19 protein-coding genes and 2 tRNA genes are annotated in these 24,265 nt (G+C 73.8%); 2 read left to right on the top strand and 19 right to left on the bottom strand.

Annotated elements, in window-relative coordinates:
* Window positions 1-64 precede the first annotated feature (64 nt).
* The 9 genes from C8046_RS00345 to C8046_RS00305 form a co-directional block, all read right to left on the bottom strand.
* Window positions 65-727 (bottom strand): alkylhydroperoxidase domain protein, encoded by a 663-nt coding sequence (locus tag C8046_RS00345; protein WP_109227781.1) that lies wholly within the window; start codon window positions 725-727, stop codon window positions 65-67.
* Window positions 724-1,326: a CMD domain protein gene (locus tag C8046_RS00340; RefSeq protein ID WP_235866005.1), complete on the bottom strand. Its 603-nt coding sequence runs from the start codon at window positions 1,324-1,326 to the stop codon at window positions 724-726. Before C8046_RS00340 ends, C8046_RS00345 begins: the two co-directional genes overlap by 4 nt.
* Entirely contained in the window at window positions 1,323-2,363 is a 1,041-nt protein-coding gene (locus C8046_RS00335; protein WP_199224350.1) for a putative FMN-dependent luciferase-like monooxygenase, read from the bottom strand. Before C8046_RS00335 ends, C8046_RS00340 begins: the two co-directional genes overlap by 4 nt.
* Complete coding sequence (locus C8046_RS00330; RefSeq protein WP_109227780.1) at window positions 2,360-3,976, bottom strand: dipeptide ABC transporter ATP-binding protein; 1,617 nt, start codon at window positions 3,974-3,976, stop codon at window positions 2,360-2,362. Before C8046_RS00330 ends, C8046_RS00335 begins: the two co-directional genes overlap by 4 nt.
* A complete protein-coding gene (locus tag C8046_RS00325; protein ID WP_109227779.1) occupies window positions 3,973-4,857 on the bottom strand; it encodes an ABC transporter permease in 885 nt (294 codons plus the stop codon). Before C8046_RS00325 ends, C8046_RS00330 begins: the two co-directional genes overlap by 4 nt.
* A 10-nt stretch (window positions 4,858-4,867) precedes the next feature.
* Entirely contained in the window at window positions 4,868-5,803 is a 936-nt protein-coding gene (locus C8046_RS00320) for an ABC transporter permease (RefSeq protein WP_109227778.1), read from the bottom strand.
* Entirely contained in the window at window positions 5,800-7,467 is a 1,668-nt protein-coding gene (locus tag C8046_RS00315) for a TIGR04028 family ABC transporter substrate-binding protein (RefSeq protein ID WP_109227777.1), read from the bottom strand. Before C8046_RS00315 ends, C8046_RS00320 begins: the two co-directional genes overlap by 4 nt.
* 87 nt (window positions 7,468-7,554) lie before the next feature.
* The gene (locus C8046_RS00310) at window positions 7,555-9,570 is read right to left on the bottom strand and encodes an MMPL family transporter (protein ID WP_235866004.1); all 2,016 of its coding nucleotides are present in this window, start codon (window positions 9,568-9,570) and stop codon (window positions 7,555-7,557) included.
* 146 nt (window positions 9,571-9,716) lie between these two features.
* Window positions 9,717-10,610, bottom strand: a complete 894-nt coding sequence (locus C8046_RS00305) for an SDR family oxidoreductase (protein WP_109227775.1) — start codon at window positions 10,608-10,610, stop codon at window positions 9,717-9,719.
* Between the two features lie 144 nt (window positions 10,611-10,754).
* Here C8046_RS00305 and C8046_RS00300 point away from each other — a divergent pair, with 144 nt between their 5' ends.
* Window positions 10,755-11,231: a MarR family winged helix-turn-helix transcriptional regulator gene (locus C8046_RS00300; RefSeq protein WP_235866003.1), complete on the top strand. Its 477-nt coding sequence runs from the start codon at window positions 10,755-10,757 to the stop codon at window positions 11,229-11,231.
* 34 nt (window positions 11,232-11,265) lie between these two features.
* Here C8046_RS00300 and C8046_RS00295 read toward each other — a convergent pair whose 3' ends face one another.
* The 3 genes from C8046_RS00295 to leuC form a co-directional block, all read right to left on the bottom strand.
* Entirely contained in the window at window positions 11,266-13,251 is a 1,986-nt protein-coding gene (locus C8046_RS00295) for an acyltransferase family protein (protein WP_109227774.1), read from the bottom strand.
* Between the two features lie 98 nt (window positions 13,252-13,349).
* Window positions 13,350-13,988, bottom strand: a complete 639-nt coding sequence (leuD, locus tag C8046_RS00290) for a 3-isopropylmalate dehydratase small subunit (protein WP_109227773.1) — start codon at window positions 13,986-13,988, stop codon at window positions 13,350-13,352.
* A 26-nt stretch (window positions 13,989-14,014) separates the two neighbouring features.
* A complete protein-coding gene (gene leuC / locus C8046_RS00285; RefSeq protein WP_109227772.1) occupies window positions 14,015-15,496 on the bottom strand; it encodes a 3-isopropylmalate dehydratase large subunit in 1,482 nt (493 codons plus the stop codon).
* A 137-nt stretch (window positions 15,497-15,633) separates the two neighbouring features.
* Here leuC and C8046_RS00280 point away from each other — a divergent pair, with 137 nt between their 5' ends.
* Window positions 15,634-16,353, top strand: coding sequence for an IclR family transcriptional regulator (locus C8046_RS00280; protein WP_109227771.1), 720 nt, complete (start codon window positions 15,634-15,636; stop codon window positions 16,351-16,353).
* 106 nt (window positions 16,354-16,459) lie between these two features.
* Here C8046_RS00280 and C8046_RS00275 read toward each other — a convergent pair whose 3' ends face one another.
* The 7 genes from C8046_RS00275 to C8046_RS18995 form a co-directional block, all read right to left on the bottom strand.
* Window positions 16,460-19,822, bottom strand: a complete 3,363-nt coding sequence (locus tag C8046_RS00275; protein ID WP_109227770.1) for a UvrD-helicase domain-containing protein — start codon at window positions 19,820-19,822, stop codon at window positions 16,460-16,462.
* Window positions 19,819-22,311, bottom strand: coding sequence for a PD-(D/E)XK nuclease family protein (locus C8046_RS00270; RefSeq protein ID WP_109227769.1), 2,493 nt, complete (start codon window positions 22,309-22,311; stop codon window positions 19,819-19,821). The genes C8046_RS00275 and C8046_RS00270 overlap by 4 nt, the downstream gene beginning before the upstream one ends.
* Before the next feature lie 11 nt (window positions 22,312-22,322).
* Complete coding sequence (locus tag C8046_RS00265; RefSeq protein WP_109227768.1) at window positions 22,323-23,015, bottom strand: hypothetical protein; 693 nt, start codon at window positions 23,013-23,015, stop codon at window positions 22,323-22,325.
* Window positions 23,016-23,116: 101 nt separating this feature from the next.
* Window positions 23,117-23,189, bottom strand: a tRNA-Glu gene (locus tag C8046_RS00260).
* An 80-nt stretch (window positions 23,190-23,269) separates the two neighbouring features.
* Window positions 23,270-23,341 (bottom strand) — tRNA-Gln (locus C8046_RS00255).
* A gap of 170 nt (window positions 23,342-23,511) precedes the next feature.
* Window positions 23,512-23,940 carry an HAD family hydrolase gene (locus tag C8046_RS19000; protein ID WP_235866002.1) on the bottom strand — a complete coding sequence of 143 codons (429 nt, stop codon included), beginning with the start codon at window positions 23,938-23,940 and terminating at the stop codon, window positions 23,512-23,514.
* Entirely contained in the window at window positions 23,850-24,263 is a 414-nt protein-coding gene (locus C8046_RS18995; protein ID WP_235866001.1) for a hypothetical protein, read from the bottom strand. Before C8046_RS18995 ends, C8046_RS19000 begins: the two co-directional genes overlap by 91 nt.
* Window positions 24,264-24,265 lie beyond the last annotated feature (2 nt).

Here is a 24,265-nt window from a genome sequence, read left to right as displayed (position 1 = left end):
GCCGATCCTAGTGCGGATGCCCGCGACGGCGACCGTGGCCCCTCCGGGCGTCGGGCGGGGATCCTCAGCTCGCCGGGTTCTCGGGCTCGCCCAGCGACAGCATCAGACGGTTGGCCCAGGAGAAGAACCCGGCCGAGGAGACGAGGTCGCCGATCGCCTCGTCGCTGAGCCCGACGGAGCGCAGCGAGGCCACGTGCTCCGTGCCGAACCGCGGCGGCGTGACGGTCAGGGCCTCGGCCGCGTTCAGGATCGCCGACCAGCGCGGGTCGAGCGCTCCCGCGGCCGACTCGACGCCCTCGGCCAGGAGGAGGTCGATGTCGGCCTCCCGGTGGGAGAGCTGCGCCGAGAACCGCGCGTGGACGGACGCGCAGAACACGCAGCCGTTCACGCGGGAGGCGACGGCGGCCGCGAGCTCGCGCTCGGGCCGCGGCAGCCCGTCGCCGTCGCGCGAGGACGTGTGGAAGATGTCGATGTCGGCCTTCGTCCGCGCGGCGAGCACCGCGGGGTCGAGGGCGAGCAGGCGGAAGTACGGGCTCGAGTCGCGACGGCGGTCCACGAGACCGACGTACTGCTCCTCGGTGAGCTCCTCGGCCGTGGGCGGCTCCAGCCACGGCACCCAGCCGAGGTTGGCCCGCGTGAAGTGCTCGGGGCGGTCCAGCTCGGGGTAGGTGGTGACCTCGGGGGCCGTGGCGAGGGAGCCGTCGCCGGCGACGTGTGCGGTGCTCATGAACGTGACTCCTTCAGGACGGCGAGGCCGGCCACGACCCGCACCTGGTAGGTGAGGAACGCGACGAGCTGGGACAGGGTGACGATCTCGGTCCGGCTCCAGCCGGCGGCCAGCAGCGCCGCCAGGGCCTGCGGCGAGGACTCGCGCGGACGCTGCACCAGCAGCGCCGCGTGCGTGAGGGCGGCCGCGAGCCGCGGCCCCAGCGCGTCGGTCGGCGCGGCCCAGCGCGGGCCCTCGACGGACTCCTCCGCCAGCCCGGGCTCGCGGTAGACCCCGAACGGGCCGGGACGGACGGCCTGCGCGACCAGCCCGGTCACGACGTCGCGGACCTCGGGGTCGAGGTCGGCCGCGTAGACGGCCAGCAGCGGCGACTCGCCGTGCAGCCCGACGACGAACGTCGCCACCGCGAGCCGCTCGGCCAGCGTGGGGACGTCGGCGCCGTCGGCCCCGTCCTCGAGCGCGAACAGCGCCGTCAGGGTGGCCTGGGTGTTCTCCCGGGCGGCGGGACGCGAGCGACGGACGGCGTCGATCGCGTCGCCCTCGCTCACCCCCAGCACGTCGTCCAGGAGGTCGGGGGGCGTCAGCAGGGTGGCGCTCATCGCGCGGCCTCCAGCTCGGTGGTGGTGGATCCGGTGCTCAGGCCGAGCACCGGGGCGACCTCGCGGGCGAGGAGCTCGTGCGAACGCAGCACCAGCTCGTGCACGGGGTCGACGGAGTGGACCTGCACGAGCAGGTCGGTGGCGCGCGTGAGGATCGTGTCGCGGGCCAGCTGCTCCGCGACCTGCTCGCTCGTCCCGACCACGCTGTTGGAGCGCTCGACGAGCACCTCCAGGTCGGCGTCGGGGTCGAGTCCCCACAGCCCGCCGCGGACGGCGACCGAGCGCAGGCCGCGGTCGGCCTCGCGGCGCCAGGTCGGCTCGTCGTCGGCCACGAAGACCGTGCGGGACGCCGCGATGCGCGGCTCCACCCCGGTCGGGAGGGCCGCGAGGTAGGCGTCGACGAGCGGCTCCTGCTGCTCCCAGATGGTGATGTCCGGCGTCGCGTCGGGACGCGGCTGGCTGCGGGAGAGCATGAGACCGGAGCCGGCCGCGCCGATCCGGGCGGCACCCTCGGCGGAGAACGTCGCCTCCCACCGCCGTGCGGCGAGCGTCGGGGCCGGCGGGTAGAGCTGGTTCTCGGGATCGGCGATGTCGCGCCCCGCCCACGCGTCCGTGACGACGGCGATGTGGTCGGCGTAGATCTGGCGGCGGTCGGCCGGGTCGAAGCCGAACGCCCGGAAGGAGCTCGGCGTGCCACCGGTGCCGAAGCCGACCTCCACCCGACCGCCGGAGATCTCGTCGAGCACGGCGAGGTCCTCGGCGACGCGCAGCGGGTGCTCCAGCGGCAGCGTGATGACGCCGAAGCCCAGCCGGATCCGCGAGGTCAGCGAGGCGACCGAGGCGAGCAGAACGGCGGGAGCCGGCAGGCCGCCCTCGAGCGCGTGGAAGTGGTGCTGGGCGACCCACGCCGAGTGGTAGCCCAGGCGCTCGGCCGCGACGATCTGCTCGGTCGCGTTGCGGTACCGCTCGCGGGGCGAGGTCTCGTCGAGCAGGCGCGTGAACACGCCGAGCCGCAGGTGCGACAACGACTCCGTCATGGGTGAACTCCTCCGGGGATGGCGGCGATGAGATCGCGGGTGTAGTCCTGCTGCGGCGAGGCGAAGATCTCCGCCGTCGTGCCCTGCTCGACCGTTCGACCGTGGCGGAGCACCGTCACGGTGTCGGCGATCTGGCGCACCACCGCGAGGTCGTGGGAGATGACGAGGTAGGTCATGCCGCGCTCGCGTTGCAGGTCGTCCAGCAGGCGGAGGATCTCCGCCTGGACGGTGACGTCGAGGGCGCTGGTGGCCTCGTCGAGGATGAGCAGCTCCGGGTGCAGCACGATCGCGCGGGCGATCGCCACGCGCTGGCGCTGGCCGCCCGAGAGCTCGCGCGGGCGCCGCTGGTGCAGCGCCGCGGGGAGGGAGACCCGCTCGAGCGCCTTGACGGCGTGCTCGCGACGCTCCGCGGGCGACCCCTCGAGGCCGAAGTTCGTCAGGGGTTCGGTGACGACCTCCAGGACCGTCTGGCGGGGGTCGAGCGAGCCGAACGGGTTCTGGTAGACGAGCTGGACGTTGCGTCGCAGCTGCCGGCGGGGCGAGCCGTGCGCCGCCAGCACGTCGATGCCCAGGAGCGTGACCTGGCCCGAGGTGGCGGGCTGGAAGGCGGCGATCGCGCGCGCCGTCGTCGTCTTCCCCGAACCGGACTCCCCCACGAGCGCGTGCGTGGTGCCGTGCGCGATGGCGAAGCTGACGCCGTCGACCGCCCGGAAGGCCGGGGTCCGGGTGAACCGCCCGCCGCCGAACTCCACGACGAGGTCGTTCACGGCCAGCACGGGACGCTCGTCCGGCTCAGGTGTGCGCGCCACGCGGTGGACGGGGCTCGCGAGGGTGGGGGCGTCGGCGAGCAGACGGCGCGTGTAGTCGGCGCTCGGGTTGCCGAGCACCTCCTCGCTCGTCCCCTCCTCCTGCACGCGGCCGCCCTGGAGCACGAGCACGCGATCCGCGTGGTCGCCGGCCAGCGCGAGGTCGTGCGTGACCAGGAGGATGCCGGTGCCGGACTCGCGGCGCAGGTCGTCGAGCAGCTCCATGATCCGGCGCTGCACGGTGACGTCGAGGGCCGAGGTCGGCTCGTCGGCGATCAGCAGCCCCGGTCCCAGCGCGATGGCCCCGGCGATGAGCACGCGCTGCTTCATGCCGCCCGAGAGCTCGTGCGGGTACTGCTTGGCGCGCCGCGCCGGGTCGTCGATGCCGACACGCTCCAGCAGCTCCACGACACGGCTCTCGAGCACGCGGCGCGGGGCGGCGCGGTGGATCCGGAACGCCTCGGCGATCGAGTCGCCGATGCGCTTGGTCGGGTCCAGGGAGCCGCCCGGGTCCTGCGGCACGAGGCCGACCCGGCGGCCGCGCAGGGAGCGCCAGCGCGAGCCGGAGGCTGACGTGACGTCCTCGCCCTCCAGCTCGATGCTGCCGCCGAGCACCTGACCGCCCTGGGGCAGCAGGTTGATGACGGCCTGCGCCGTCGTCGTCTTCCCCGAGCCCGACTCCCCCACCAGCGCGAGGATCTCGCCGGGGGCGACCGAGAACGTGACGTCGTGCGTCACCTGGGTGACGTCACCGCCGTGGTTGCCGTACCCGACCGAGAGGCCGCGGACGTCCAGGAGAGCGGTCATGAGCGGGCCGTCCTTGCCGAGGAGATGGCGGCGGAGAGGCGGTTGGCCGACAGCACGACGAGCACGACGATCACGCCGGGCAGGGTCGTGAGCCACCACGAGGTGGCCAGGTGGCTGCGCCCCTCCGAGATGAGCAGGCCCCACTCGGGCGTGGGCGGCGGGGCGCCGTAGCCGAGGAAGCCGAGGGTGGAGATGGCCAGGATCGCGGTGCCGAACTGGAGCGCGGCCAGCGCGAGCACGGGCGTGAGCGAGTTGGGCAGCACGTGGCGCCACAGCACGCTCCACCAGCGACCGCCGCTGCCGAAGGCGGCCTCGACGTAGTCCGACCGACGCACGCGCACCACCTCGGAGCGCGACAGGCGTGCGAACGAGGCGACCGACGTCACGCCCACCGCGATCGCGGCGTTGGTGGTGCCGAAGCCGAGCAGGATGATGACCGAGAGGCTGAGCAGCAGGCCGGGGATCGAGAGCAGCACGTCGACGACGCGCATCAGGACCTCGTCGATGATCGTGCCGATCGAGCCGGCGATGACGCCGATCGCGGTGCCGGCGACGAGCCCGACCGCGACGGCGACCACGCCGCCCGTCAGCGAGTAGCGCGAGCCGTGCACGACGCGGCTGAACAGGTCGCGGCCCGTGGAGTCGGTGCCGAACCAGTGGGCCGCGCTCGGGCCCTGCAGCGCGTCGGCCGGGACGCCGACGTAGGGGTCGTAGCTCGTGAAGAGCTGGGGCACGAGGGCCCAGGCGACCACGAGGACGAGGACGGCGAGGGCGAGGGTGACGCCGACCTTGGGGAGGCGACGACGACGGCGGGCGCGGGGACCGGGGGTCCCCTCACCCTCCGGGGGGAGCAGCGCGACGCGTTCGAGCTCGAGGGTCATGGCGTGCTCCTCAGGCCTGGACCCGGCGCTTGAGGCGCGGGTCGATGAGCGGGGCGACGAGGTCCACCAGGAGGTTGACGACGACGAAGGCCAGCGCCGCGACCACGACGATCGCCTGCAGCACGGGGATGTCCTGGGTGTCCAGGGCGTCGGCCGTCAGGCGGCCGATGCCGAACCGCGCGAACACGGTCTCGGTCACGACGGCGCCGCCGATGAGCTCGCCCAGCAGGACGCCGGCGATCGTCAGGGCGGGCAGCGCGGCGTTCCGCAGCACGTTCTTGACGAGGATCCACGCCTCGCCCGCCCCCTTGGAGCGGACGACCGTGATGAACGGCTGCGCCTGGACGTCGTCGATCGCCCGGACGAGCACCTGCGCCATCGGGGCGCTGATCGGCACCGCGAGCGTGAGCACGGGAAGGATCAGCGCCTCCAGCGGTCCCGGTCGGATCACGGAGATCAGGCCGAGCCGGAAGCTGAAGATCTGGATGAGCACGATGCCGAGCCAGAAGACCGGCACCGAGACGAACAGCGAGGGCAGCGACCGCAGGAACGAGGCCAGCCACCCGGACGGGCTGAGGATGGCGCCGAAGGCGAGCAGACCCGCGAGGATCGCCGCGACGACGAACCCGAGCCCCGCCAGCAGCAGCGTCGACGGGATCGCCGATCCCACCAGGACCCGCACCGGGGCCCCGGAGGCGACCGAGTAGCCGAGGTCGCCTCCGAGGGCACCGGACAGGGAGTGCCAGAACTGCGTGAGGAGGCCCACGTCCGCGCCGTAGCTCTCCCGGATGCCCGCGATCTGCTCCGGCGAGAGCCCCAGCTCGGGGTTCTCGAAGCGGATCATCACGGCATCGCCGGGGAGCGCCTGCAGCAGGAGGAACGCGACGGTGAAGGCCGCCAGCAGCACCCCCGCGGCGGAGGCGACGCGGCCGAGGGCGTATCTCACTGCTCGAGCCAGGTGCTGTAGAAGACCGGACGGGCGATGGTGTCCCAGCCGAAGCCCTGGACGTACGGCTGCGCGCCGTAGACCTGGGGCTCCTCGAACAGCGGAATCACGTAGGCCTGGTCGACCAGGTACTGCTGGGCGGCAGCCGTGGCCGCCAGGCGAGCCTCGGGCTCGGCCGTCGAGGAGACGAGCTCCAGGAGGCGGTCGAGCTCGGCGTCGTTCGACAGGTTCGCGTTGCGGTTGGCCGAGTGGTACTGGCTCTTGATGACGTCGAGGTCCGTGCGTCCGACCATCGAGTGGTACAGCTGCACCTGCTCGGGGTCCTTGATCGCCTCGGCGTAGGTGCCGGAGTCGGCGGCGAGGATCTGCAGGTCGACGCCGATCGTCTTGAGCTGCTGGGAGACGAGCGTCAGGGTGTCGCGCGAGAGCGGCTGGGGCTTGGCCTCGCTGGCCACGAGCGTCAGCTTCTGACCGTCCTTCTCACGGATGCCGTCCGAGCCGAGGGTCCAGCCGGCCTCGTCGAGCAGGCGGTTCGCCTCGTCGGGGTCGTAGGCCAGCTCGGCCTCGTGGTCGACGTAGCCGAGCGCGGTGTGGGACAGCACGCCGGTGGCGACCGGGTAGTTCTCGGTGAAGACCGTGTCGACGACCTCCTGCGCGTTCACACCGGCCACGATCGCCTTGCGGACGTTGATGTCCGCGAGGATCCCGTTGGTGAAGCGGAGCGACAGGCTGTTGTTCACGCCCTGCGTCTGCGGGGCGAAGAGCTGCAGCCCCGCGTCGGCGACCTGGTCCTCGTCGTACGCCTGGACGTAGCGGATGACGTCCGTCTGGCCCGAGGTGAGGGCACCGATGCGGACGCTGTCCTCCGGCGTCACGGAGAACCGGACGCCGTCGAGGTACGCGCGACCCTGGTGCTCGGAGTCCTCGGGGGCCCAGTCGTAGTCCTCGCGGGCCTCGAGCAGGATCTCGGTGCCGACGGTCTCCTCCGTGATGACGAAGGGGCCGGAGCCGACCACGTTCGTCGCGTTGCCCGGGGCGTAGGAGTCCAGGTCGCCGTCGAGCGTGGCCGAGGACAGCAGGCCGGCGCCGTTCGCGGTGGTCGCCTGCAGGAAGCCGGGTGCCGGGGCCGAGAACCGGAAGATCACGGTGTCGTCGTCGACGACCTCGCTGCTGACGTAGTTGTTGATCTGCTCGGAGATCGGGAAGCCCGCCTCCGGGTCACCGAGTCCGTAGGTGTCGAAGTTCTTCGCGACGACCTCGGCGTCCAGCGGGGTGCCGTCGGAGAACGTCACGCCGCTGCGGAGGTTGAAGGTGTACTCCGTGGCATCGGCGTTGATCTCCCAGTCCGTGGCGATCCAGGGCGAGAACTCGAGGGTCTCGGGGTCCTGGTAGACGAGGCGGTCGGTGATGTTCGCGATGAGGGCGCCGTTGGGGTAGAAGCCCGACTGCGGCGGGTACAGCGTCGTGTACGGCTGGTACTCCAGGTACAGCAGCTCGCCGCCGGTCTGCGGCTCGCCGGCGGCGGCGGAGCCGCCCTCGCCGCTGGTCGCGTCGTCGCCGCCGGAGCTCGAACCGCCGGCCGTCCCGCAGGCGGCGAGCATCGCTGTGGCGGCGGCCACGGCGGCGAGCGCGACCGATCTGCGGACAGGGGTGGTGCGTGACATCTCGTGCTCCTCGGTTCGGGCTGTGGTGCGTGGGTGACCCGACCGTAGGAGCGTTGGCGGCACGGGGTCTCGCGACCCCGATTCGTCTCAGATGGCGGACGCGTGCCGTCCGGATCCGAGACGCCGCGGCCACCAGAACTTGTCGCCCAGGACGAGGGCGAGCGACGGGACCAGCATCGTCCGCACGACGAGCGTGTCCAGCAGCACCCCGAGGCACACGATGACGCCGAGCTGGGCGAGCACGACGAGCGGCAGCACCCCGAGGACGGCGAAGACGGCCGCCAGCAGGATCCCGGCGCTCGTGATGACGCCGCCCGTGGCCCCGAGCGCCCGGAGCATCCCCTCGCGGGGACCGTGCTCCAGGCTCTCCTCGCGGGCCCGCGTGACGAGGAAGATGTTGTAGTCGACGCCGAGCGCGACCAGGAAGAGGAACGCGAGCAGCGGCACCCCCTCGTCGAGCGCGTTGAACCCGAGCACGCCGGTGAAGATCCACCACGAGGCGCCGAGCGAGGCGAAGTACGTGCCGACCACCGTGAGCACCAGCAGGATCGGCGCCACCACCGACCGCAGCAGGGCCCCCAGCGCCACGAGCACCAGGCCGAGGATGAGCGGGATGATCAGGCCGCGGTCGCGGGCGGCGGCGTCGGTCGCGTCGAGGCGCTGGGCCTCGGGGCCGCCGACGTACGTCTCGTCGAACTCGCCCAGCGCGTCCCGCAGCGCGAGGACGGCGGCGTCGGCGTCGTCGCTCCCCTCGGCCGCGTCGAGCACCACCTGGAGCTGCGTGACGCCCTCCCCCGTGCCGGCCGGGGCGACGGACGCGACGCCGTCGACGCCCTCGATCGCCTGCTGCACCTGGGCGGCGTCCGCCCGCGTGGCCACGAGGGTGGGGTTGGACGTCCCGGCCGGGAACGACTCCGAGATGCGCTCCGCGGCGGCGATCGCCTCCGGCTTGACCAGGAACTGGTCGGCCGTGTCGAGGCCGAGGCGGAGCTGGGTGTTGCCGACGGCGAGCAGCGCCAGCACGACGACGACGCCGGAGCCCACGACGATCGGGCGGCGGGCGACGCCGTCGCCGATCCGGCGCCACACGGAGCGGGTCTCGCTCGCGAGCGCGTCCCCGACGCGGGGCACCTTGGGCCAGAACACCCAGCGCCCGAACAGCACGAGGCACGCGGGCAGGCACACGAGCACGAAGAACGCGGCGACGACGATCCCGACCGCGCACGCGAGCCCGAGGCCGCGCGTGGTCGGGACGAGCGAGAGCAGCAGGGTGAGCAGGCCGACCACGACGGTGCCGGCCGAGCACAGGACGGGCTCGAGCGTGCGCTTCAGCGCGTGCCCCATCGCGGCGAACCGGTCGTCCGTGGTGCGCAGCTCGTCGCGGTAGCGCGAGATGAGCAGCAGCGCGTAGTTCGTGCCGGCGCCGAACACCAGCACGCTGAGGATGCCGGTGGTCGACTCGTTCCAGGCGATGTCGACGGCGGCGAGCACCCGGGTCGCCAGCGCGGCGGCCGTCTGGTCGGCGATGCCCACCACGGTGAGCGGGATGATCCACAGCACGGGGCTGCGGTAGGTGACGATCAGGAGCACGGCGACGACGAGGGCCGTGGCCGCGAGCAGTCGGAAGTTCGCGCCGTCGAACACGGAGGCGAGGTCGGCCTCGATCCCGGCGGGACCGGTGACCTGCGCCGTCACGCCGTCGGGCACCCCCTGGTCGAGCTGCTCGCGCAGGTCGACGACGGCGTCGGCCACCTCGCTCGCGCTTGTCGCCTCGAGCGCCAGGATCCCCAGCGCCGCGGTGCCGTCCTCGGAGGGGACGAGCACGGGCTCGGCGCCGGAGATGTCGGTCAGGAGCGTGCCGATCTCCCCCAGCGCCTCGGGTGCCAGGGCGTCGGTGCCGACCGCGCTGAAGACGACGACGGCGGTCGAGCCGGCGTCGTCGGGGAGCTCGGCGGCGAGCTCGGTCGCCAGCGTCGAGTCGTAGCCGGCGGGCAGCTGGTCGGTCGCGAGCCGGGGCCGCTCGCCGCCTCCGACCACCGCAATCATCAGCACACCGAGGATCAGCGGGAGGATGGCGAACACCCAGATCACGGGCCTGGGCATGCGGCGTGTCGACATCTGAGCTCGTCCTCCTGGAACGTGACCTCGGTAGATCACCTGGTTAGTTGCTAAGCAAGTGAACTATACGACGACGCCGCCCCCACCGGAAGCTGGTGGGGGCGGCGCGCCGTGCGGAGGTGGGTGAGGCGTCAGGGGGTCGGCATGCCCCCGTTGACGTTGAGGGTCTCGCCCGAGACGTAGCTCGACTCCGCCGACGCCAGGAAGACGTAGGCCGGAGCGAGCTCCGCGGGCTGGCCCGCGCGCCCGAGGGGCGTGCTCTGCCCGAACTCCCCGATCGCGTCGGAGGGCTGGCCGTCCGTGACCTGGAGCGGCGTCCAGACCGGACCGGGGGCGACGGCGTTGACGCGGATGCCCTTCGGCCCCACCTGCTGCGCGAGCGCCTTCGTGAAGGCGTTGATGGTCGCCTTCGTGGAGGCGTAGTCGACGAGGATGTCCGACGGCGAGTACGCCTGGACCGACGTGGTGTTGATGATCGTCGAGCCCGGCGGCAGGTGGCCGAGCGCGGCCTTGGTGATCCAGAACATCGCGTAGACGTTGACCTTGAACGTGTCGTCGAACTGCTCGTCCGGGAGCGTCGTCAGGTCCTCGTTGTAGATCTGCTTGCCGGCGTTGTTGACGAGGATGTCGAGCCCTCCGAGCTGCGCCACCGCGTCGTCGACCAGCGCCACCGCCTCGGCGTGCACGCTCAGGTCCCCGGGCAGCAGCGCGACGACGACCCCGGCCTCGCGTGCGATCGCGGCGACCCGCTCGGCGTCCACCTGCTCCGGCGGGAGGTAGGCCAGGGCGACGTCGGCACCCTCGCGGGCGAACGCGATCACGGTCGCGGCGCCGATGCCCGAGTCGCCCCCGGTCACGAGCGCCTTGCGACCCTTGAGCCGGCCGGTGCCGACGTAGGTCTCCTCACCCAGGTCGGCGCGGTCCCGGAGCTCGGCGTCCAGCCCGGGCTCCGTCTGGTCGTCCGGTCGCGTGCTGATGTCGGCGTAGAGGGTGGTGGGGTCGACGAACGTGTACTGCGTGCGCACGGTGGTCCTTCCGGTCGGAGGTGGCTCCCCTCCCTCGACCGTAGGCAGGCCGAGGGGGCCACGTCACGGTCCGTGTCGCCCCACGGGTGCGGAACGCGAGCGCTAGGCTGGGCGCGTTGCTTAGTGACTAAGTAGGTGAATGACTTGACCGACGTCGACCTCTCCGTGCGTGGCGCCTGGAAGCAGACCGAGTCGCTGGTGCTGCTCCGTCGTGTGATGAGCCTGGAGGCGGACGTGCGCCAGCACGTGTCCACCTCGACCGGGCTCTCGGACACCGAGGTGCACGCCCTGGAGCACCTCGCCCGTCAGCCCATCGGCCCCGCGGAGATCGCGCGGCTGCTCGACGTCTCGACGGCGGCGTCCACCGGGATCGTCGACCGGCTGGAGGCGAAGGGGCACGTGGAGCGTCGCCCCCACTCGCGCGACCGGCGCCGGACCGAGGTCGTCATCACCGACTCCGCCCGGAGCGAGGTCCTGCAGCACATGGGGGGCATGTTCCGCGCCCTCGCGCAGCTGGACGCCTCCCTCTCGCCGGACGAGCGCGAGGTCGTGGTGCGCTACCTGCGCGGCGCCGTCGCCGCGGCCGAGGCCGCGGGGCCGCTCGTGGAGACCGTGCCGTAGCACGGGGCTGCTCCCCGCCGTCGGCCGCCCGCCGTCAGCCGGTCCACCCCGGCTGGATCGTCGTCCAGACCAGGTTCGCCATCGCCGCGCTCCCCTCGCCCTCGCGCGGGTGGATCGTGTCGCTGTAGAGCCAGTCGGGGTGCGCCGTCGCGGCGCCGGCCCAGTCGATCAGACCCGCGTGCGGGTACTCGGGCACCACCCGCGCCAGGAGCTCGTTGTTCATACCCTCCCAGGCCACGGGTGCCTTGATCGTCACCAGGAAGACCCGCCGGTCCGCGGTGCCGTCCAGCAGTCGCCGGAGGTCGGCCTCGGCGATCGGGCCGTTGGTGCCGCCGTGCACGACGACGGTGTGCCCGAGGGTGCCGGAGTCGCGCGCCGTCAGCACGAGATCGGCCATCTCCCGGAACTGCCGCGACTTCACCGCGTCGACGCCGACGCCGAGCGCCCCGAGGTCGGGCGCGGCCATCGCCAGCACGGAGTCCCCGACGGCCGACACGGTGCCGAGCTCCTCGGCGGGGGTCGGAGCCGGGGCTGGGGTGGTGGCGGCTGCCGGGGCGGGCGGTGGCACCGGGGCCGCCGCCGGCGCCAGCGGCGCCGGCGCCTCGGGGGTCGGGTCGTCGGGGACGGGATCCGTGGCGCGCGCCGACGCCGGCGTCGCGGCCTCCTCGGCGACCGACCGGGCGCCGAGCTCGGCGTCGGACGAGGTGCCCGGCACGAGCGCGACGGCCGCACCGAGCGCGAGCACCGCCGTCGCCGCGCCGGACGCCACGAGCAGGCGGCCGGGACGCCCGGGCTCGCGGAGCCCGGCGAACCAACGCTGCAGGCCGCCCCGCCGGGCGGGCGTCTCGACGTACCGGAAGGACAGCTCCGCGATCCCGAGCACCAGCGCGATGCGGAGCGTCTGCACCAGCCAGTCCGGACCTGGCACGTCGAGGCCCGGTCGGGTGAAGGCGAAGACCGGCCAGTGCCACAGGTAGATGCCGTAGGAGCGCGTGCCGAGCCACGCGAGCGGCGGCAGCGCGAGCCCGCGTCCCAGCAGGCTGCCCGGGTGGGCCGCTGCGGCGACGAGCAGCGCGGCCATCACGCTGAAGGACAGGAACCCGCCGCGGTAGAGCGACGGTGACAGCTCACCCTGCGTCGCCATCACCACGACCGCGAGCATCAGGCCGACCACCCCGGCGAGGTCGGCCACCAGGCCCGAGCGCCAGCGCGGGGTGGCGTCGCTCCCGCGCAACCACGCGGCGGTCCCCGGCCACGTCCGCCAGGGCTGCCACACGCACGCCAGGACGACGCCGATCATCAGGCCCGCGAGGTGCGTGTCGGTGCCGAAGTACAGCCGGGAGGGATCGAACGGGATCGGCATCTCGCCCCGGACGGCCCACACCGCCATCAGGGCCGCCGAGGCGATCGCGAGACCGAGGGCGATCCTGCCCAGGTACCGTCGCCCCCGGCGCAGCAGCACCCACGCCAGCAGCGGGGCGAGCAGGTAGAACTGGGCCTCGAGCGCGAGCGACCACAGGTGCCGCAGCAGCGGCGGCCGGCCGCCCGAGGAGAAGTAGGACTCGTCCGCGGCGATCATCCACCAGTTGGAGGTGGAGGTCAGGCCGGCGACGATCGAGCCGCGGAGGGCATCGAGCTGCTCGCGCCAGACCAGGCCGGCCAGCGCGACCGCCGCGATCATCGTCCACAGCGCCGGGACGAGCCGCGCGATCCGACGGCGGTAGAACGTGCCGATCCGGAAGCCGCCCGTCTCGCGCACCTCGTGGGCCAGCAGCGCCGTGATGAGGAAGCCCGAGAGGACGAAGAAGACGTCGACGCCGAGGAAGCCGCCCGGCAGCCAGGTGGCCCCCGCGTGGTAGGCCACGACGGCCGCGACGGCGAGGGCCCGCACGCCGTCCAGGCCCCGCAGGTGGGGCAGCGGTCGGGACGAGGGGGCCTCGACGCGAGGCGCGGGGGGCCGGGCGGACGCTTGGGCTGACGCGGTCGCGCGAGCGGGCCCGCGGCCGAGCGTCACCGTCATGGAGGAACCGTCCGAGGAGGCGTGGATAGGGATCGGAGCCGCCCGAGAGCGGTCTCCTCACCCTATGACGGGGGTGCCCGTCGTCCCGGGAGCGCCGCTCAGGAAGAGCTGCGCGCCGCCTCGATGTCGATCTTGGGCAGGGTGCGTGCCGGCAGCGTCTTCGGACGCCAGCTCTCGCGCGTCGCCTCGAACGCCGTGATGTCCGCCTCGTGCTGGAGGGTGAGGCCGATGTCGTCCAGGCCCTCCATCAGGCGCCAGCGCGTGTACTCGTCGATCTGGAACGGCACGGTGGCCTCGCCGGCCGTGACGGTCTTGTTGACCAGGTCGACCGTGACCTCCAGGCCGGGCGTGGCCTCGAGGAGCTTCCAGAGCAGCTCGATGTCCTCCTGCTCGACCAGACCGGCCACGAGACCCTGCTTGCCCGAGTTGCCGCGGAAGATGTCCGCGAAGCGCGAGGCGAGCACGACCCGGAAGCCGTAGTCCTTCAGCGCCCAGACGGCGTGCTCGCGGGAGGAGCCGGTGCCGAAGTCGGGTCCGGCGACGAGCACGGTACCGGCCTTGTAGGCGTCCTGGTTGAGGATGAAGGAGGGGTCGCCGCGCCAGGCTGCGAAGAGCGCGTCCTCGAACCCCGTGCGCGTGACTCGCTTGAGGTAGACGGCGGGGATGATCTGGTCGGTGTCCACGTTGCCGCGGCGCAGCGGGACGCCGATGCCGGTGTGGGTGGTGATCTTGTCCATGGGGATGTCCTTCCTCGTCGTCGCGCTCAGACCTGGACCAGGACCGCGGGGTCCAGGGGCGCCAGGGGCGTGCCGTCGAAGGTCGTCAGGTCGGTGCCGGCGGGCAGGTCGAGGTCGCTGAGCGAGGAGAGCGTGCCGCGGATCGCGGTGGCCGCCGCGACGAGGGGCGAGACGAGGTGCGTGCGACCGCCCTTGCCCTGGCGTCCCTCGAAGTTGCGGTTCGACGTCGAGGCGGACCGCTCCCCCGGCGCGAGCTGGTCGGGGTTCATGCCGAGGCACATCGAGCACCCGGCGTTGCGCCACTCGGCCCCGAAGTCGAGGAAGATCTGGTCGAGCCCCTCCGCCTCGGCCTGCAGCCGCACGCGGGCGGACGCCGGGACGACGAGCACGCGCAGGTCGTCGTGCTTGCGACGGCCCTGGATGACCTTGGCGATGGAGCGCAGGTCCTCGATGCGGCCGTTGGTGCACGAGCCCATGAAGACCGTGTCGATCTTGATCTCGCGCAGCGGCTGGCCGGGCGTGAGGCCCATGTACTCGATCGCGCGCTCGGCGGCGACGCGCTCGTTCTCGTCCGAGATGTTCTCGGGGACGGGGATCGTGGCGCTGATCGGCAGCCCCTGACCCGGGTTGGTGCCCCAGGTGATGAACGGCTCGAGGTCGCTCGCGAGGAGCTCGACCTCGACGTCGAACGTCGCGTCCTCGTCGGTGCGCAGCGTCTTCCAGTAGTCGACGGCGGCGTCCCAGTCCTCGCCCTGCGGCGCGTGCGGGCGGCCCTCGACGTAGTCGAACGTGGTCTGGTCGGGCGCGATCATGCCCGCGCGGGCGCCGGCCTCGATCGACATGTTGCAGATCGTCATGCGGGCCTCCATCGAGAGCTTCTCGATGGCCGGACCGCGGTACTCCAGCACGTAGCCGGCGCCGCCGCCGGTCCCGATCTTGGCGATGATCGCCAGGATGATGTCCTTGCTGGTGGAGCCGGGGGGCAGGTCGCCGACGACGTTGATCGCCATCGTCTTGAACGGCTGCAGCGGGAGCGTCTGCGTGGCGAGCACGTGCTCGACCTCGCTCGTGCCGATCCCGAAGGCCAGGCCGCCGAACGCCCCGTGGGTGGAGGTGTGGCTGTCGCCGCAGACGACCGTCATGCCGGGCATCGTCAGTCCGAGCTGCGGGCCGACCTGGTGCACGATCCCCTGGTCGGCGTCGCCGAGCGAGTGGATGCGGACGCCGAACTCGGCGGCGTTGTTGCGCAGCGTCTGGATCTGCGTGCGGCTCGTGAGGTCCGCAATCGGCAGGTCGATGTCGAGCGTCGGGGTGTTGTGGTCCTCGGTCGCCATCGTGAGGTCGGGACGGCGCACGGGACGACCGGCGAGCCGCAGGCCCTCGAAGGCCTGCGGGCTGGTCACCTCGTGGCACAGGTGGAGGTCGATGTACAGGAGATCGGGCGCCCCGTTCTCGCCCTTGCGCACGATGTGCGCCTCCCACACCTTCTCAGCCAGGGTCTTGCCCATGTTGCTCACCTTCAACCACGTCTGGCCCGGTCGCAGATCGTGCGACGGGCCGCCGGAACACGTCAGGAGGTGATTGTGCTCCGAACTCGCCCCCGCCTGGACTTGCGTCTCAGTCAACGAGACGGCAATATCGAGGCATGGACACAAGTGGAGTGGGAGTTCTCGACAAGGCCGCGATCGTGCTCGGAGCGCTCGAGGCCGGCCCCTCGACCCTCGCGCAGCTGGTCGCCGCGACGCACCTGGCGCGCCCCACCGCGCACCGGCTCGCCGTCGCCCTCGAGCACCACCGTCTCGTCACCCGCGACCTCCAGGGTCGCTTCGTGCTCGGCCCGCGGCTGGCCGAGCTCGCCGCCGCCGCCGGCGAGGACCGGCTGCTCGCCGCAGCCGGCCCGGTGCTGACGGCGCTGCGCGACCACACGGGCGAGAGCGCCCAGCTCTTCCGTCGCCAGGGCGACTCCCGCATCTGCGTGGCGGCCGCCGAGCGCCCCATGGGCCTGCGCGACTCCATCCCGGTCGGCGTCCAGCTCTCGATGCAGGCCGGCTCGGCCGCCCAGACCCTGCTCGCGTGGGAGGAGCCCGACCGCCTGCACCGCGGCCTGCACGGCGCCTCCTTCACCGCCACGATCCTGTCGGGCGTCCGACGCCGCGGCTGGGCCCAGTCCGTCGGCGAGCGCGAGGCCGGGGTCGCCTCCGTCTCCGCCCCCGTGCGCGGGCCGTCGGGCCGCGTCGTGGCCGCCGTGTCGATCTCCGGCCCGATCGAGCGGATGACGCGTCAGCCCGGCCGGCTGCACGCCGCCGCCGTGATGAGCGCCGCCAACCGCCTGTCCGAGGTGCTGAAGCGCTCCGACGAGCACTGACGTCGACTCGCTTCCGACCCCCACCACTCCCGCCGAGAACGCCCGGCGCGGCTCGAGGATGACTCCCGAGCCGCGCCGGGCGTTCTCGCTGTGACGGCGTCCCTGGTCAGGCCGTGAGGTCGACGTCGCGCTCCACCGCGCCCTCCGGGTGGAGGAACAGCAGCACGGCGCGACGCACGTCGGCCCCGGCGTCCCGCAGCGCCCTCGCGTAGGCGCGGAGCTGGGGCGCGTAGTACTGCGTGCGCGCCCCGAGCGCCCCGGCAGGGACAGCATCGGTCTTGTAGTCGACGATCGTCACCCCGCCGTCCGCGTCCCGCACCGTGAGGTCGACGAACCCCTCGAGGACGCGGCCGTCCTCGACCGTGGCGACGAACGTCTCCGCCCAGTGCTCCCGCTCGGCCGCTCGCCGCACGAGGTCGCTGGCGAGCGCGGACCGCACGAGGGCCTCGACGACGTCGGCGTGCTCCGTGACCGCCTCGGCGTGCACCTGGGCGGCCAGCGCCGCGTCCAGTCCCGCACCGGAGGCGAGGTCGACCGACTGGAGCACGCCGTGCACGGCCCGCCCGATCGCGGTGCCGTAGCGCCCCTTCGACCAGGGCGGGAGCTGCAGGTCCCGTGCGCCCTTGGCCGCTCCCCCTGGCTCGACCGTGTCGGACTCAGCCGCGTCAGCCGCGTCCCGCGCATCAGCCGCAGCCGCAGCGCCCGTGATGACCGGCGTGAACGGCGCGTCGGGTTCGGTCCCCTCCAGACCCGACGGGCTCAGCACCACGACCGCGCGGCTCGCGGCGCGCACCGCCGCCGTGCGCGCCTGCCACGTCGCCAGGTCGGGGACGGGCGGGAGCGGCTGCGGCGCGGGCGGCGCGGCGATCTCGGCCCCCGCGGGAGTGGCGACCGCCCCGTGACCCGAGGCCCCGCCCTGCTCGGCCAGCAGCCGCGCGCTCGTGTCGCTGCGTCCCGCGTCCCGGTGCAGCGAGACGACGAGGTGGTCGCGAGCGCGGGTGGCCGCGACGTACAGCAGCCGGCGCCGCTCGTAGGAGTCCATCTGCTCGTCCAGCGGCGCCATTGCCGTGAACTCCTCGGTCTGCACGCCGGCCTTGAGGCGGATCGACCACCCGCCGTCGTCGGTCCACAGCACCCGCACCCCGCGGGGGCTCTGGCCGCGCGAGGTGAGGCCCGAGAGCGCCACGACCGGGAACTCCAGACCCTTGGCGGCGTGCACGGTCATGATGCGCACGGCGTCGACGTCCGTCTCGGGCAGCACGGCCTCGGCCACGCGCGAGGACTCGTCTGCCTGCCGCGCCGCCCAGGTCAGGTAGGCGCGCAGACCCCCGTGCTCGACCTCGGACCAGGCCCGGGCCTGGTCGACGACGAACCGCAGCTGCCGCCAGACGTCGCGGGCCCGGGGCAGCTGGTGCGCCGGCACCTCGAGCATCCGTCGGTCGGCGACGAGCCGGCCGAGCACCTCGCTGGGGGTGGTCCACCGCGCCCAGCGGTGCACCTCGCGCAGGTGGGCGAGCGCAGCCGCGACCGGGTGCGCCTCATCGAGGCCGTCGTCGTCCTCCCGCGGCGCCAGCAGGTGGAACGAACCACCGTCGCGGCGCCACGTCCACAGGTCGTCGTCCCCGCAGCCGTAGAGCGGCGACCGCAGCGCGGTGACCACCGCGAGCTGGTCGCCCGGATCGGCGACGGCGCGCGCCGCTGCCATCAGGTCGCGCACCTCCGGCGCCGAGTAGACCAGCGAGCTGGACTCGGCGCGGTACGGGATGCCGCGGTGCTCCAGCGCCTCCTCAAGGAACGGCAGCGAGGTGCGGGCGGGCACGAGGATCGCGACGTCGCCCCACCGCATCGCTCGCTCGGCCTTCGTCCGCTCGTCCTGCACGGCCCAGCCCTCGGCGTGGGCGCGCGCGAGCGTGCCGGCGACGTCGGCCGCCTCGCGCTCGCGCAGGATCGAGGCGCTGCTGCGCGGGAGGTCCTCGTGCGGGGCCGGGGCGAGGACGGTGACCGCCGGGCCCGAGGAGACCGCGGGCCGGTGGGCGTCGAGGGGCACGTAGGAGGGCTGCGCCCCGTCGACGGCCTGGATCAGCTCACCGAAGACCCCGTTCACCCACTCCAGGATCGGCGCCGTGGTGCGGAAGTTCGTCGACAGGGTCGCCCCGGCCTCCGGTCCCATCCAGGATCGGACGCCGAGGAACGTGCGGATGTCGGCGCGCCGGAACCGGTAGATCGACTGCTTCGGGTCGCCGACCACGAACAGCGAGCCGGGCGGGACCCGGACGTCCCGCCAGTCCGGCGCCCCGCCGGCGGCCCCGGCGGCGATCCGGACGGCGAGCTCGACCTGGATCGGGTCGGTGTCCTGGAACTCGTCCAGCAGCAGTCGCGGGAAGGCGGCCTGCAGGGAGGCCCGCACATCCTCGTCCGTGCGCAGGAGCTCGCGGGAGAGCACGAGCAGGTCGTGGAACTCGAGCGTCCCGCGGGCGGCTCTCGCCCGGGCGTCGCGCACCACGCGCTCGGCGATCCAGCGCGCGAGAGGACGGAGCGTGGCGTCGGTGAACGCCGCGACGGCTCCGGCGACCTCCGCGACGAGGTCCTTGCACTCCTCCCGCAGACCCGGGAGGTCGGGCCACGACTTCGTCACCCCGTGCGCGAAGGAGAGACCCTCACCGACCTTGAGGGCGGCGAACCGCTCGCGGTCGTCGGCCGCCGCCGACACGAGCGCCGCCCACTCCCCGAGCGCCGCCAGCCTGCCGACGAACTTGTCCGCGGGGTTGGCGCACTCGGCGGCGCGGGCCGCCAGCGCCGTCGCCCGAGCCGCGAGGGACGCGGGGTCGGGCAGCCGGGCGTCGCCGACCTCGGCCTGAAGGACCCGGTCGGCCACGAGGTCCCAGTCGGCGTTGAACGCGCGCGTGAGTTGGCGCAGGTGGTCGAAGGTGACGCCCGCCGCCATCGCCAGCAGCAGGCGCTGCGACATGTCCTCGTCGTCGAGCAGCTCGCGGCGCAGCACCGACCAGCGCTCGTCGAACGCGACCCCCGACCCGACCTCGTCGCTGACCTCGACCAGCGGCGGCAGTCCCGCCTCGACCGGGTGCCGACCCAGGAGGCGCTGGGCGAAGGAGTGGAGCGTGCCGATCGCGGCGGAGTCGAGGTCCTCGAGGCCGTGGTCGGCGCGCAGCGCCGCCGCGCCGTCGCCACGATCGCGGGCGTCCCGGCGAGCCTCCTCGAGGTCGGCGCGCAGCCGGTCGCGCAGCTCGGCTCCCGCCTTCTCGGTGAAGGTGACCGCGGCGATGCGGCGCAGCGGCACCCCCTCGACGAGCACCAGCGTGCGGATCCGTTCCACCAGGGCCCGGGTCTTGCCCGACCCGGCGCCGGCCTCGACGAACAGCGAGCTGTCAACCTCGGTCGTGATGCGGGTCCGGTCCGCCTCGTCCACCAGGTCCGGATCGGGCTCGACGACGTGTCCGAGCGCGCTCATCGGTTCTCCTCGGTACGGGGGGTGGGCGCGCCGGCACCCGACGACAGCGGATCGACGGCCTCGGGGTCGATGAGGGCGACCAGGTCGGCCAGCCGGGGGTCGCTGCGCTGCCGCTCCCACCGTTCGCGGCGCTCGCCGTGGCCGAGCCCGTCGGGGTTGCAGTACGGGCACCGCACGAAGATCACGTCGGCCTCCGCCGGGGCGACGGCCGGGAACCAGCCCCGCGCGATGTGGTCGACGAGCGTCCCCACGGACTCGGAGTAGCGGCGCTCGAGCTCGTCGTCGAGCGTCACGGCGATGCGGGAGCCGGCGTCGCGACGGACGAACCAGCACAGCGCCTCGGCGACCTCGCCCCCGTAGGCGGCCCGGGCGGCGTGGGCGTAGACGGGCAGCTGCAGCCGCGTCCCACCGACCACCGGATCCTTCTCGATGGCGGTGTAGCCCGCCTTCTTCCCGGTCTTGACGTCGGTCACCAGGAGCGTGCCGTCGGCCGCGCGGTCCACCTTGTCGGCGCTCCCGCGCATCGCGACGGCGCCGCCGGCGACCGGCACCAGCACGGGCGGGGCACCGTTCTGGCCGAAGCTCAGCTCCGAGGCCAGCACGGTCGCGCGGCGGGAGGCCCGCCAGCGGTCGTCGTCCTCGAGCATCCGCTCGAGGTCGCGCGCCAGCGCCTGCCGCTCGAGCTGCCACAGCCGGGGGTGCCCGGTGACGCCGCGGGCGGCGGCCGCGTCGGCCTCCTCCTCGAAGATCCGCCGCAGCAGGTCACGGTCGGCGGCCGACCACGGGGCGCCGTCCTGCGGCAGCGCGGGCGAGCTGCTCACCAGCCGGTCGAGGCAGGTGTGCACGAGGTTCCCGACCTCCAGCGGTGAGACCTGGACGACCTCCTCCGGCGCCTGGAGCGGCGAGACCCGCAGCAGGCGCTCCATGAACCAGGCGTGCGGGCAGTCGGCGTACTGCTCCAGCGACGTCGGCGCCACCACCGGCTGCCCGGTGGCGTGGTCCGGCAGCCCGGTGACGCCTCCCAGGTCGCCGTCGTAGCGCGTCAGCACGTCGCCGGCGCGTGCCGCGAGCATGGTCCGGGCCGAGGTCACCACCGGATCGTCGAGCGCGTCCTGCGCCGCTGCCCGCACCCGCCACTCCTGCTCGTCGGCGGGCGCCGGCGTGCGCAGCAGCGACGACGCGAACGACGGCGACCCGACCTTCGCCGCCTCCGGCACCTCGTCCCACTCCGAGGCGGCGAGCTCCGTCCTGGGCCCGTCGGCCGTGCCGGCGAGGTCGCGGAGCGACGGCAGGACGAACCGCGACGGGAGCCGGTGGGTGCTGCGCCGCAGGTCGCCGCGCGGGAAGGTCACGAGCGCGGTCGGCGCGGCGGCCAGCGCCGCCAGCAGCGCACGGTGGCGGTCGTCGATCCGGGTGCGCAGCGGGACGAGTCCCGGGGCGGCGTCGCGGGCGTCCTCCCCCAGCAGGGCGTCCTCCCGCAGGCGGCCGGGGTAGGAGTCCTCCGCGAGCCCGACGGCGATCACGACGTCGGCCTCCAGCGCGGCCGTCTCCCCGAGCGGGCTCACGTGGACGCCCTCGCCGAAGCGCCCCACGCGCGGGACGGCGCGCTCCAGCTCCAGCTCCAGCACCTCCACGGCCGAGGCGAGGGACGTGGTGGGCTCGACCTGGCCGAGCGAGGCGAGCTGCGCCGTCGCCGCGGCGATCGCGGCGGCGGCGTAGGACTCCTCGGCGGGGAGCCGTCCGCCGTCGTCCTGCTGGTAGACGTCGGCGAACAGGGCCGAGGCCCAGGCGGACAGCGCCGGCCATGTCACCGCCGCAGCGCCGTCGGCGAGTCGCGCGCGCAGCCCGAGGACGGCGTCCCGCAGCTCGCCGGCGCTCCGGGCGTCCCGCTGGTGGCGCTCCACGACCCCGGGGCGGGGGTCCTCCGCGGCCAGCTCGGCCTCGGCCAGCACGGCCCGGGACCGGGCCCACTCCCCCAGCCGGACGTCCCAGTCCTCGCCCTCGACGACGGCCGCCGCCCGGGAGATCGCCTCCCAGCGCGAGACGGGCGCGACGCGGCCGTCCAGCACGGCGGGCGCCTCGGCGAGCACCCGCATCACCTCGGCGCGGGCGAACAGGTGCTCGGGCAGCCGCAGCAGCCCGAGGAAACCGCGCGTCAGCGCTCGCTCCTCGACACCGCGCACGCCACGCCCGTTGACCTGGATCCCGGCCTGCGCGAAGCGTTCGTGGAGCAGCCGCGCGTACGGCGAGGCGGCGGCGTAGAGCACCGCGATGCGGTGGGCCGGCGTCGACTCGAGCAGCGTGGCGACCTCCCGGACGACCAGCCTGACCTCGTCGTCGGCGTCGGACGCGTGGCGGATGCCCGTGGCCACCGGGATGGCGGTGCCGGCCCGCTCCGACGCCGCGGGCGCGATCCCGACGGCTGCCAGCCCCGCGAGGACGGCTCCGTCGGCCCGTTCGACACCCGTGAGTCCGACGACGGCGGTCACCGCCGTCCTCGTCACGAGCGCCCGCAGCAGCTCCTGCTCGGCCGCCGTCGTCCGCTGCGGGGCGTGCAGGACGACGGGGCGACGGCGGCCGCCCCGGCCCTCTCGGCCACGCGGCGCGCCGCCTCCCGGAGCAGGTCCGTCTCGTCGTACCAGCCCGCCTCGAGGGCGGACGTCACGCGGCGGTGGAGCGAGACGACCTCGTGCGCCAGCGCCCCGCTCGCGGCCACCGCCGCCAGACCGCCGGCGTCCAGGTCCCGCAGCTCGCGGTGCGCCTGCACGAGGGCCCGGATCGTGGCCGGGTGGTCGGCCACGGCGTCGAACGCGCCCGGGTCCTCCTGCAGCGCCCGGCGCCACCGGGCAGCGACGACGGCGCCCGTGGCGGGGAGTCGGGGGGCGAGCGCGCCGGCGACGATCGTCTCCGCGAGCCGGGGCAGGGTCGTGACGACGAGCCCCGCGACGCCGGGACCGCGATCGCCCAGGCCCGAGGCGAGCGCGCGACGGGCCAGCAGACCGCTGAGGTTGTCGGGCACCACGACCGTGACGGCGGCCAGCGGGTCACCGCCCTTGGCGGCGGCGACGGCCCGACGCAGCTGCTCGAGCAGGTCGCGTCCGTAGGAGCTGACGTGCGCCACGGGGGCGCCGGGCGCGGGACGGCCCGTCGGGGACGGGGCTGCGGCGTCGGGGCCGGCTGTGAGGAAGACCACGGTTCGACCCTAGGCGAGGCCGCCGACATCGGCCCTGGGTCCCCACCCGTCCCGGAGAACGACGAAGGCCCCCGATCCGAAGATCGGGGGCCTTGCGCTCGTGACCCCAGCGGGATTCGAACCCGCGTTACCGCCGTGAGAGGGCGACGTACTAGGCCGCTATACGATGGGGCCGTGCTGGTCAGCCACCGAAGTGGCCTCAAAGACTCTAGCCGATTCCTGCTCGCAAGCAAAATCGGCGGCTGTCTTCACCGCTGGGGTACCAGGACTCGAACCTAGACTAACTGTACCAGAAACAGTCGTGCTGCCAATTACACCATACCCCAAGGGGTATCCAGATCGGCGCAGTTCCGGGCTTCCCCGACTCTTTGCCGTCTTTCAACCGCCGGTCTACTGTACAAGGAAATCCGGGGGTGACCAAACCGGCGGATTTGCAGCGCTCGGGGCATCCCAGCCGGCCTCCCAGCCGGCCTCCGAGCCGGCCTCCGAGGCGGCCTCAGCGCCCGAGCGCGTCCAACGAGCCGACCACGGCGATCCCCGCCTCGCGCGCGACGCCGGGGTCCTCGAGATGGACGCCGCCGCGACGCGTACCGGGCCGGTCGAGCCAGATCCCCCGCAGCCCGGCGGCGGTCGCTGCGAGCGCGTCGGTGTCCAGCTCGTCGCCGACGTAGACGGTGCGCTCCGGTGACGTGCCCAGCAGCCGGCACGCCTCGAGGAAGACCCGAGGGTCGGGCTTGCCGACGCCGAACGTGTCGAGGCTGACCAGCAGCGGCACGGTGTCGGCGAGGCCGCACCGCGCCAGCTTGCGCGCCGAGAGGTCTCCGACCGCGTTCGTCAGGGCCCCGACGGCGAGCCCCGCCTCCGCGAGACGCACCAGCAGGTCCGCGACGTCGTCGTGCACCCGCCAGCCGCCCTCGAAACCCACCCGCCACACGGCGTCCCAGGCGGCGAAGTCGTCGTCGTCGATCTCGGGGCCCCGAACGCGGCGTGCAGCTCGCGGGCGCGCAGCAGCCGCTGCTCGCTCGCCGTCAGCTCGCCGCGAGTGTGGCGCCGGTAGTACCCGGAGGCGTCGGCCCGCCACAGCTCCAGCGCCCGGGCTCGCTCGTCCTCGCCCAGGTGCGGGAGGTAGACCTCCGCGATCGCCGCCAGGCCCGTGCCGAACGCGGCGCGGGTGTCCACCAGCGTGTCGTCGATGTCGAGCAAAACGCCGTCGACGTCGTCGAGCACCACGGTCCCGGGCGTCGTCACGT

The organism is Serinibacter arcticus (assembly GCF_003121705.1).
GTDB lineage: Bacteria > Actinomycetota > Actinomycetes > Actinomycetales > Beutenbergiaceae > Litorihabitans.
The sequence above is the reverse complement of the archived record's forward strand: the minus strand, read 5'-3'. Positions and strand labels throughout refer to the sequence as shown.

Bases quoted from the DNA above. Each gene is read 5' to 3' on its own strand.
- C8046_RS00345 (WP_109227781.1), bottom strand. From the start codon at position 727: ATGAGCACCGCACACGTCGCCGGCGACGGCTCCCTCGCCACGGCCCCC.
- C8046_RS00340 (WP_235866005.1), bottom strand. From the start codon at position 1,326: ATGAGCGCCACCCTGCTGACGCCCCCCGACCTCCTGGACGACGTGCTG.
- C8046_RS00335 (WP_199224350.1), bottom strand. From the start codon at position 2,363: ATGACGGAGTCGTTGTCGCACCTGCGGCTCGGCGTGTTCACGCGCCTG.
- C8046_RS00330 (WP_109227780.1), bottom strand. From the start codon at position 3,976: ATGACCGCTCTCCTGGACGTCCGCGGCCTCTCGGTCGGGTACGGCAAC.
- C8046_RS00325 (WP_109227779.1), bottom strand. From the start codon at position 4,857: ATGACCCTCGAGCTCGAACGCGTCGCGCTGCTCCCCCCGGAGGGTGAG.
- C8046_RS00315 (WP_109227777.1), bottom strand. From the start codon at position 7,467: ATGTCACGCACCACCCCTGTCCGCAGATCGGTCGCGCTCGCCGCCGTG.
- C8046_RS00310 (WP_235866004.1), bottom strand. From the start codon at position 9,570: ATGCCCAGGCCCGTGATCTGGGTGTTCGCCATCCTCCCGCTGATCCTC.
- C8046_RS00295 (WP_109227774.1), bottom strand. From the start codon at position 13,251: ATGACGGTGACGCTCGGCCGCGGGCCCGCTCGCGCGACCGCGTCAGCC.
- leuD (WP_109227773.1), bottom strand. From the start codon at position 13,988: ATGGACAAGATCACCACCCACACCGGCATCGGCGTCCCGCTGCGCCGC.
- leuC (WP_109227772.1), bottom strand. From the start codon at position 15,496: ATGGGCAAGACCCTGGCTGAGAAGGTGTGGGAGGCGCACATCGTGCGC.
- C8046_RS00280 (WP_109227771.1), top strand. From the start codon at position 15,634: ATGGACACAAGTGGAGTGGGAGTTCTCGACAAGGCCGCGATCGTGCTC.
- C8046_RS00275 (WP_109227770.1), bottom strand. From the start codon at position 19,822: ATGAGCGCGCTCGGACACGTCGTCGAGCCCGATCCGGACCTGGTGGAC.